General features: G+C 64.5%; 13 protein-coding genes. 9 read left to right on the forward strand and 4 right to left on the reverse strand.

What is annotated here, in order from left to right; all coding sequences use genetic code 11:
- The first annotated feature begins 49 nt into the window (after positions 1-49).
- The 9 genes from AC5592_RS32455 (at position 50) to AC5592_RS32495 (ending at position 5551) form a co-directional block, all read left to right on the forward strand.
- On the forward strand, positions 50-1270 hold the full coding sequence (locus AC5592_RS32455) for a hypothetical protein (protein WP_063066372.1): 1221 nt from the start codon (positions 50-52) through the stop codon (positions 1268-1270).
- Positions 1258-2016 (forward strand): class II glutamine amidotransferase domain-containing protein, encoded by a 759-nt coding sequence (locus AC5592_RS32460; protein ID WP_063066373.1) that lies wholly within the window; start codon positions 1258-1260, stop codon positions 2014-2016. The genes AC5592_RS32455 and AC5592_RS32460 overlap by 13 nt, the downstream gene beginning before the upstream one ends.
- Positions 2017-2066: 50 nt before the next feature.
- Positions 2067-2363 (forward strand): hypothetical protein, encoded by a 297-nt coding sequence (locus AC5592_RS32465; RefSeq protein ID WP_063066374.1) that lies wholly within the window; start codon positions 2067-2069, stop codon positions 2361-2363.
- A 125-nt stretch (positions 2364-2488) separates the two neighbouring features.
- A complete protein-coding gene (locus AC5592_RS32470; protein ID WP_063066375.1) occupies positions 2489-3169 on the forward strand; it encodes a hypothetical protein in 681 nt (226 codons plus the stop codon).
- The gene (locus tag AC5592_RS32475; protein ID WP_232329655.1) at positions 3099-3479 is read left to right on the forward strand and encodes a DUF2786 domain-containing protein; all 381 of its coding nucleotides are present in this window, start codon (positions 3099-3101) and stop codon (positions 3477-3479) included. The genes AC5592_RS32470 and AC5592_RS32475 overlap by 71 nt, the downstream gene beginning before the upstream one ends.
- Before the next feature lie 83 nt (positions 3480-3562).
- A complete protein-coding gene (locus AC5592_RS32480; RefSeq protein ID WP_371507559.1) occupies positions 3563-3853 on the forward strand; it encodes a DUF4192 family protein in 291 nt (96 codons plus the stop codon).
- Between the two features lie 24 nt (positions 3854-3877).
- Positions 3878-4141 (forward strand): hypothetical protein, encoded by a 264-nt coding sequence (locus AC5592_RS32485; protein WP_198163994.1) that lies wholly within the window; start codon positions 3878-3880, stop codon positions 4139-4141.
- 311 nt (positions 4142-4452) lie between these two features.
- Positions 4453-5157, forward strand: a complete 705-nt coding sequence (gene uppS / locus AC5592_RS32490) for a polyprenyl diphosphate synthase (RefSeq protein ID WP_157122372.1) — start codon at positions 4453-4455, stop codon at positions 5155-5157.
- Complete coding sequence (locus AC5592_RS32495; RefSeq protein ID WP_198163995.1) at positions 5147-5551, forward strand: NUDIX hydrolase; 405 nt, start codon at positions 5147-5149, stop codon at positions 5549-5551. Before uppS ends, AC5592_RS32495 begins: the two co-directional genes overlap by 11 nt.
- Here the strand turns inward: AC5592_RS32495 and AC5592_RS32500 are convergent.
- From AC5592_RS32500 to AC5592_RS32515, 4 genes are all read right to left on the reverse strand, one after another.
- Entirely contained in the window at positions 5544-7118 is a 1575-nt protein-coding gene (locus AC5592_RS32500) for a HEAT repeat domain-containing protein (protein WP_157122374.1), read from the reverse strand. The two genes, AC5592_RS32495 and AC5592_RS32500, sit on opposite strands and share 8 nt — an antisense overlap.
- A 21-nt stretch (positions 7119-7139) precedes the next feature.
- The gene (locus tag AC5592_RS32505) at positions 7140-7385 is read right to left on the reverse strand and encodes a hypothetical protein (RefSeq protein ID WP_063066380.1); all 246 of its coding nucleotides are present in this window, start codon (positions 7383-7385) and stop codon (positions 7140-7142) included.
- A gap of 323 nt (positions 7386-7708) precedes the next feature.
- Positions 7709-7918 carry a transposase gene (locus AC5592_RS32510; RefSeq protein ID WP_157122376.1) on the reverse strand — a complete coding sequence of 70 codons (210 nt, stop codon included), beginning with the start codon at positions 7916-7918 and terminating at the stop codon, positions 7709-7711.
- A 233-nt stretch (positions 7919-8151) separates the two neighbouring features.
- A complete protein-coding gene (locus tag AC5592_RS32515; protein WP_371507560.1) occupies positions 8152-8310 on the reverse strand; it encodes a hypothetical protein in 159 nt (52 codons plus the stop codon).
- Between the last annotated feature and the right edge of the window lie 43 nt (positions 8311-8353).

Genomic DNA, 8353 nt, shown 5'->3' on the forward strand with positions numbered 1-8353 from the left:
GGGGCGCCGTCGTCTGTCCACCAACTTTTCTGGAAGGACGTGAATCCGTATGCCCGCATCCACGCTCACCGATCGGCGGTGTGAGGACTGTTCGCACCCGATCGACGACAACACGACCGTCACCACCGTCGAGGGTGATCATCTGTGCCGGGCGTGCGCCGACCGGCTCGCCCCCTGCTGCGACGACTGCGCCACACCTGCACGGGAGCGCCGCTCCACCGTGCGCGGCACCGACGTGTGCGCGGATTGCTCGATCGGTTGGCGCCGGTGCCGCGATTGCGACCGCTTCGACAGCGACCTGGTCCGTGTCATCGGCCATGGCGAGGTCTGTGACGACTGCGCCGACGGCTACCTGGTGTGCGACGACTGCGGCTCACGCGCCGACGGGCTCAACGAGACCGAATCCGGGGCGGACGTGTGCGGGCGCTGCGAGGACGCCGACTACCACTGCTGCGCTGGCTGCGACATCCTCATCCGCTGCTGGGAAGACTACTGCGACACCTGCGCCGACCAACGCCCCGACCACCGCGGCGTCCACTCCTACGGCTACAAACCCGAACCCGACTTCCACGGCACCGGACCGTTGTACCTCGGGCTGGAACTCGAAATCAAAACGCCCCGAGATGTTTTCGACGACGCAGCCGAGCTCGCCCTCGACCGGCTCGGTGACATCGGATACCTGAAGGAGGATGGAAGCATCCAGCCGTGCGGATACGAGCTCGTCACTCACCCGATGTCGTATGAGTATGCGCGCCAAGCGTTTCCGTGGTTGCTGCTGCATCGGTTGCGGATGCTGGGAGCATACACCGATAGCAGCATCGGCATCCACGTACACATCTCCCGCGCCGGATTTTCCTCCCCCGCGCACACCTACCGGTGGTTGAAGTTCGTCTACCGCAACGAATCCCACGTCAAAGTGCTGGCGCGCCGCGACTCCGAGCAATGGGCAGTGTTCGACCCCGGCGCCCGCGCTCGCGCCGCCGCCCACGCCAAAGGCCAGACCGGAGGCGCGTTCCGATACCAGGCGATCAATGTGTGTCCCGAGGACACCTTCGAGCTACGGGTATTCGCCAGCTCTCTGAACACACGGGAGGTCCAAGCCGCGCTCGCGTTCGCCGACGCTTCGGTCGAATACACCCGCGCCCTCTCGGCCGCCGATATCGCCCGTCGCCGGGGCTGGGAATGGGCGGCGTTCACCGCGTGGCTGGCCGGCCGCCCTGAATACCGCTGCCTGACCGACGAATTGGAGGCCCTCGCGTGTGCATCCTGACCTTCTACAAACCCGGCCAGGACCCCGACCTCGATGCCCTGCACGGCGGAGCGCTGGCCAACCCACACGGCCACGGCTACGCCATCCACAACGGCGAGGCCATCCTCGTCGGACACGGCATGAACGCCGAACAGGTCATCGCCGAATTCGCCGAACAACGCGCCGAACATCCCGGCGGGCCGGCGTTGTTCCACTCCCGCTACGCCACCCACGGCGACCGAGACACCAGCAACTGCCACCCCTTCATTCTCGGCGGCGACCCGCGAACCGTGCTCGCCCACAACGGTATCCTGCCCGACCACGTGCACCCTGCCGCGGGCGATACGCGCTCGGATACCAGGATCGCGGCCGAGGATTTTCTGCCGACGAACCCGTTCGGGTCGCTGGACAGCTGGGCGGGGCGGGAGCGGTTCGAGCACTGGCTCGCCTGCAACAAGGTCGTCATCTTGACCGCCGATCCCGCCTACAAGCACCCCGCCTACATTTTCAACGAACACCACGGGCACTGGGTCGGCGGCACCTGGTACTCCAACGACAGCTACCTGATACGCGAATGGGCCAGCGCCGACACCGACTACATCGGATTCTGCGAACACTGCGGCGCATTCGACGACGAACCCTTCGGCCCGCACTGCGGATACTGCGGATACTGCGCCGACTGCGCCCACCCGTTCCCCCGCTGCGCATGCCCGCAATTCGACGGCGCCGACCGCTACGCCGACCTGTTCGGCCTGCTGACTCACTGACCGGCCCGCCACAGATCGCTGTGCTCTCGATCCTGAAAGGAGCCGTACCCGTGGGCAATTCCACCGCACAACCGTTGAGCCGCGACGAGACCGTCACCGTGTTACTCGACGCACTCGAGCCCTACATCGCCTCGACGCGACATGCCCTCGGTGTCGCGCACACGATGGCCACCGTCATCGGCGGTGAGCCACTGGACCTGCTCAACCACGCCATCGCCGACTACCAGCCCCGGGAACGACTCGTACGCACCGCCTCTCGCGCACTACGCGCGCATCCTTCTTCAGGCTCGGCGAGCGCTGAGCAGCGTGATCACCGCGCCGCGGCGGTGCCTGAACCCACTCACTAGCTGTCACGACGGCGGACGCGGACCGCCAGAAAACGACGGTGCTCACGGCGGGCCGACGCGGCTCACCGCAACGCCGCCCCGCTCCTCGTCTGCCTTTCCCTTGTCGATCTGGATGGAGGTACCCGATGCCCGACAATTCCGGCGCCGCCGGCCCTAGGCCCGCCTCGGTTCCGCAGCGTCTGGCCGAGGCGCCGGTCTCAGCGGGCATGGTCGTGCCGTACATCACGATGACTCACCGCGACCCCGGCAAGCCGGTGTGGGGCGCGGTGAACCCGGCACGGCTGCAACAGATCTGGCAACGCAGCCTGTGTCAAGTGTGCGGTCAGCGCCTCGACGGCCCTTGGGTCGTGGTCTACATCCGACCGTGGGACTACCTGCGCGGCATCGGCCCAGAACCCGCCCTGCACCCCGAATGCGGTCTCTACTCGAAACGGACATGCCCGATGCTGACCGGGCAGACCGATCACTACAACCGGCATCCCAGCCGCCGCGCGTGCGGCGACCCGGACTGCACCTGCCGACTGTGGGCGCCACCCGATCCGGAGCCCGGTGAGGGCCGACGCGAAGGCCAGCCCGCCGAAGCGTGGTACGAGGCATGGATCGCGATCGAGGACTACACCCTGATCCGAACCCCCGGCGGCGAACACAACAGGGCGATGTTCGGTGTCGAACTGCGCCCCGCGTCGCGGCTGCGCAAACTCCGCAAGGTCCGCGACGCCGCACCCACCGACAGCGGTGATCAGCCGCTGGACCTGCTGGCCGCGATCATCGCCACCCGCACCCTGTTCACCAGGGACAGTAAATGATGGCAGACACGGACAGGCTACTCACCCGCATCGGTGCGTTGATGCGCCAGGCCGACGCACCGACAATCCGCACGAGGCGGAGGCTTTCCTCTTGCGTGCCCAGCAATTGGTCACTCAGCATTCCATCGACCTGGCCGTGGCCCGTGCCGCTGCTGCCGGCCGCGGCCGTGCCCGACCGATGCCGGGGATGCGGCGCATCGAGATCGGCGCGAAAGGAACCAAGGGGCTGGCCACGTATGTGCAGTTGTTCGTGGCCATCGCCCATGTCAACAACGTGCCCTGGACGCCGCCCACAACTCGACCTGGATGATCGCTTTCCCGCTCGGCTCCGACATAGACACCACCCAATGGCTGCGCCGGTGAATTCTTCGCCGCCGTGCCGACCCTGCTCGTATTTATCCCGCCGATTCGTTGGTGGTGGCGTTACTCGAACGCTGCCCTCCCGCCGACGAGGTCTGCATCAAAGTCGTTGCACGCCAGGACCTCCACATCAGCGACAGCCGGCTCGCCGCCGTCATGACGCGACTGGCCGACGTCGCCACGGACAAAAACGCGGCGACAGTATTGGTTCTCATCATCGACGGCTCCGCGCAACCAGCATCTGCGCTGCCAGTGCCGCGTCCGGAAAGGTCGATGCGGTCACCGCCCCGGGCGGCGGGTTTATCGGTGGCCGGTCACCGGTGATGCTGTCTGACGGACGCGGTGCCGGTGGGTCGCAATGTGTTCGTCAGAGCGATCACCCCGGAGGAAGGCCGCAAACTCGCCCAGTTCGCCCGGCGCAGCAAGGTGCCGGTCCGGGTGCGGCGGGCCGTAGTGGTGATGGCCTCGGCCCAACATCGGCCGGTGGGGCTGATCGCTAGGCTGATGCGGCTGTCGGAATCCTATGTGCGGCAAGTGATGCGAACGACGACTACCGGTTTGACCACCGCGCCGTCTCTGCGGGGGGTTGCTGGCATGTCGGTGGGCGTGTGACTGCTCGATGTGCACGTTCGGACACGATGGCTGAAGGGCCCGACAGGCGTCGAGGAAGACTGTTGGCATCGTGGAGAAGATCGGCCCGCGCGGCGACGACGATGACCGCTGCTTCGTGATGTATAGGTCGATAGTTGACCCATGACAGCGAAGTTCACTGTCGCTGATCACAGTTCCAGAGCGCACCTGGGGTTTACTGATCCGTAGGCGTCTCCGGCGCACTACTCTCGGGTCTGCAAGCGTTCAAAGGCCCGGGGGGAGGCTGACATCGGTGTGGGAGGCAAGATGGCAGGTTCATCTAGGGCGGCGTCGTGAGGATCATCGAATGGACCGAACGTCGAGCAGTCAAAGACCGTGGAGCGCCGGCCCATGTAGCGTTGATCATGGACGGCAATCGGCGGTGGGGCGCCGCCCGGGGGATATCGGCCGTCGACGCACACATGTCGAGCGCACCAGCTTTGGTGTCGTGCATCGAAGAGGCCAGGTGGCTCAACGTCTCCCACGTGACCTTCTTCGCGCTCGCCGCGCGCAATCTGGACCGCAGCACTGAAGAGGTCGACTCCCTAGTGAAACTCCGGCGATGGTTGTGGACGTCAGAAGTCCTGGACGCGGTGGAAAGAGCCGACGCCAACGTTCACGTCATCGGTGAGTATCACGATGGACGCATCGTCGACGACATCTTGCATGTCGTCGAGCACGGTCGGCAAGGGCAGGGAGAGATCGACGTCTGTTTCGCGGTGAACTACAGCTCGCGAGCCGAGCTACTGGACAGACTGACCACCGCAGCCGACCCGACGAACGCGCACCGCGAATACAACTCGTTCTCGAAACAGACTCCTGATATCGACCTGCTCATCCGACCGGGCGGTGAGCAGCGTCTGTCCGATTTCATGTTGTGGCATGTCGCACATGCTGAGTTGGTGTTCACTGACACGTTGTGGCCCGACTTCCGAGGCTTGCATTTCAGCTCGGCAGTGGCCGAATTCCAGCAGCGACAGCGGCGCTATGGCCGTTGAGTCACGACTGCCGGTGGTCTGCACTGCCGGGCTCTGCATCGACCCCAACCAACGTCTGCTCGTCATTCGACGCACCCGACAACCACGGGCGAACGCGTGGTCGCTGCCTGGCGGACGGCTCCACTTCGGTGAGCGCGCAGAAGTCGGTGTGCTACGTGAACTGGCCGAGGAGACCGGGCTGTTCGGCCGCCGAGCGACAATGATCGGGACACATCAGCACATCGACCCCGATCATCACCTCATCGTGCTGATCCACAGAGTCGAGGGCCTGTCCGGCAGCATTCACCCCGGAGACGACGCCGCCGAGGCGGCCTGGGTTCCGGTCTCGAGTTTGACACCGCAGAACTCGACGTTGGACCTGTTCCTGGCCGCACTCGAGGCCAACTCTAGGTAGCGTGCCGTCGCGGAGTGGCCGGCTTCGGCAGGCGCCGCAGGCCTCTGGCGGCCTCAACGCTGACTACCGAGTTGCGATCGGTCGCGAGCTCTGTCAGCAGTTGTGGGAAGTTGCGGCGCTCGGCCGCCAAAACGATCACGCGTCGAGTGGTTACTGCCGCCCCGGGAAGCAGCGCTCGAAGACACATCTCATCGTGTAGCCCCGAGCCGGTACCCAACGCCCACGCCGCGGTCAGCCGCACACCCTCGTCGAGGATCTTGGTGTGGGCGAAGCGCGAAAAGTAGGGATGCGTCGCGGGGTGGTCGATCTTGGTCATGAGGCGCAGAACGGCGCGTTGAGTTCCGTAGTCCTCATTCGAAATGTCCTGGAGCAGAGCGAGACCGGCGCCGTGCGCCAGACCCGACGCTATCTGCAGCGGCCCCAGAGCCAGCGCAAAGCCCAGACGTTGGACCCGGTATTTCGAGAAGACCGCATCGGTGAGCATGCCGCCAAGACCGGCGGGAACGCCGGTTGCGCCGTGCCTGCCGTGAGGGCCGTGTGAGGCGAGGTGTTTGCCTACGTAGGAGTGCACGGCCCGGATGATCTCGGTTTTTGTTGCAGCAGCAGGCTCGACGAGCAGCTGACGGATCTCACTGCGGTTGTCCTGCATGTATTTGCGAAGCCGTGGTGAGATCGCCACCCGCCCGGCGGAGAGGAAAGCGATCGCTTCCTCTCTCGCGGTGTAGGCCTCCGTTGGATCTTCGATAATGTGCTCACAATATGGAATCAGCGATGGCGCGGTTTGTCGTATGTCGTCGAAGGACCCGGGATCTCTGGGAATCCAGCGCCGCACCGTTTCCAATAGTGTCTGCCCTTGTACGCCGTCGTCCAACTTTGCGCACAGGCGTAGCAGGGGCGCCCACGCTTGGCGGTCCTGAACGAATCCCAGCGACTCTACGACATTGAACAGCGCCAACGGGTCTTCATCGACGCGCTCGGCGATGTAGGGGATCGAATGGGGGGACAGGTTGATCAGGGCCTCCCGCAGCAACCGCTCGTCTCGTTCGAACGACGACCTGAAGTCCTCTATCAGGCGGCCGAACACGCCCTCGGCGAACCGAGCGGAGTCGAAGATCTTGCCTCGCGCGGGGAGTCGGGCTGCCATCGAAAACTGCAGCCAATCCAACGAACTGACCGGCTCGTCGTGGCAGATTCGGTACAACAGGTCGTAGAACCAGCCGTCTCCGTGATCGACCCACGATATCTGTGCGCCGGGCGCGGCCTCCAGCCGGAACAGGTACACGAAAACGTCCAGCAATTCCCCCGGCACACAACCGAGTGCCTGCTCGTATGCCATCACGCGGCCGATGTCGAACTTGGCTGCTCCGGTCTCCATGCGGTTCACCGTCGCCGGTGTCAATTCCTTGGGAAGATGCGCGGCCAGTCGCCGCGCAAAGCTGGGCGTGTGCTGAATATCGGGCTCACCGGAGTACTCTCGGAGCATTCGGCAGATCCAACCGAACCGACCGGCCGCTTTTCCCGTTTCGGCGATCGTCGGCGGCCGACCTGGAATCCTGCCTGTCGCCATCGATCCAGTATCGGGCGGAGGTCAGCCGCGGATCAGCAATTCCAGCAATTTCAGTTTGATCTGATCCGGCAGGGTTTCGTGGCCCAGGCGTCGGGCGCCGAACACTGCCACAAGAATAGAGAGCACTTTCGAGATTGCGGGTGCTGAAAGCACCGTTGCGACGAGCAAGGTGATCACGCTGGCCGCCATCAACCAGTCCGGCATCATCGGCATAACGCCGAGCACCGCGACCGGAAGGGCAGTCCATTTCGCCGTCGCCAGCGCCACGGCACGTCGTCGGTTCCCAGGGGTCTCGCTCGAAGACTTCATCGCCGTCCTTTGTTCTATCGGGCAAGTCCCCAGAAGTCTCGCGGCCCTTGCGCCCACACCGATCATTCGTGCGTGGACACCGTCGGCGCACGCAGGAATGCTGGCCCCATCAGCCCGGTACGCTGGCCCCTCGAGTCGCTGCGGACGACTCAGTCGATGCGGCATCGCCACCACAGGACACGGCGCCTGCGCTGATCCACTCGGGCGTGCGGGATGGACGCGTGCTCGGAGCCAGGCGAATTCCGGTGTCACCGTGACGTTCCAGGGTGTTAGTGCCGGCATCAAGCAACATCGGATAGGTAATCCGGCCGCCGGATCTTCGAACCGACCGCGAAGTTGCGGATAGGTCCGGCATGCTGGTTACGCCAGCGAATGTAGGTACCGATCGCTACATCTTGCTCGGCGTGGATGCGGTGGTCGGTCCCGCTCAACACGAAGTACCGCAGCGGGGCGAACTTGATGCGGTTCAGCCACGAGGAATACGTCGGCAAGAACACCACCTCGACGTAGTTGTCCGCGCACCAAGCCCGGACCTCGGCTCAGTTGTGGACCGAGTAGTTGTCGCAGATCAGATACTTGGCGACAAATTCCGGGTCGTTCCTGGACTTCCACGTTTTGTGGACTGCCACGACACCCCGCCAGCCTTCAGGATCGGGCGCAGCGTCTCCTGGTGGACGTCGGCGATACCGTTGAGCCGCAACACTTCCACCAGTTTCGACAGACTTCACACACTGAACGGCGTGCCCAGATCATGGGGGCAGCACCGGGCTATCTGAGTGATCCGACCACTGGTCGCTCGATTGGTCTTCGCCGGCCTGCCCCTCCATTTTGGGTCGAGTGCCCCGAGGCCATGGGCGTTGAAGTCATAGATCACTTGCCGCACATAGGATTTCGACAGACGCGTCAGCCTAGCGATCAGCCCGACT

Origin of the sequence: Nocardia violaceofusca NBRC 14427 (assembly GCF_963869435.1) — a bacterium.
GTDB lineage: Bacteria > Actinomycetota > Actinomycetes > Mycobacteriales > Mycobacteriaceae > Nocardia > Nocardia aobensis.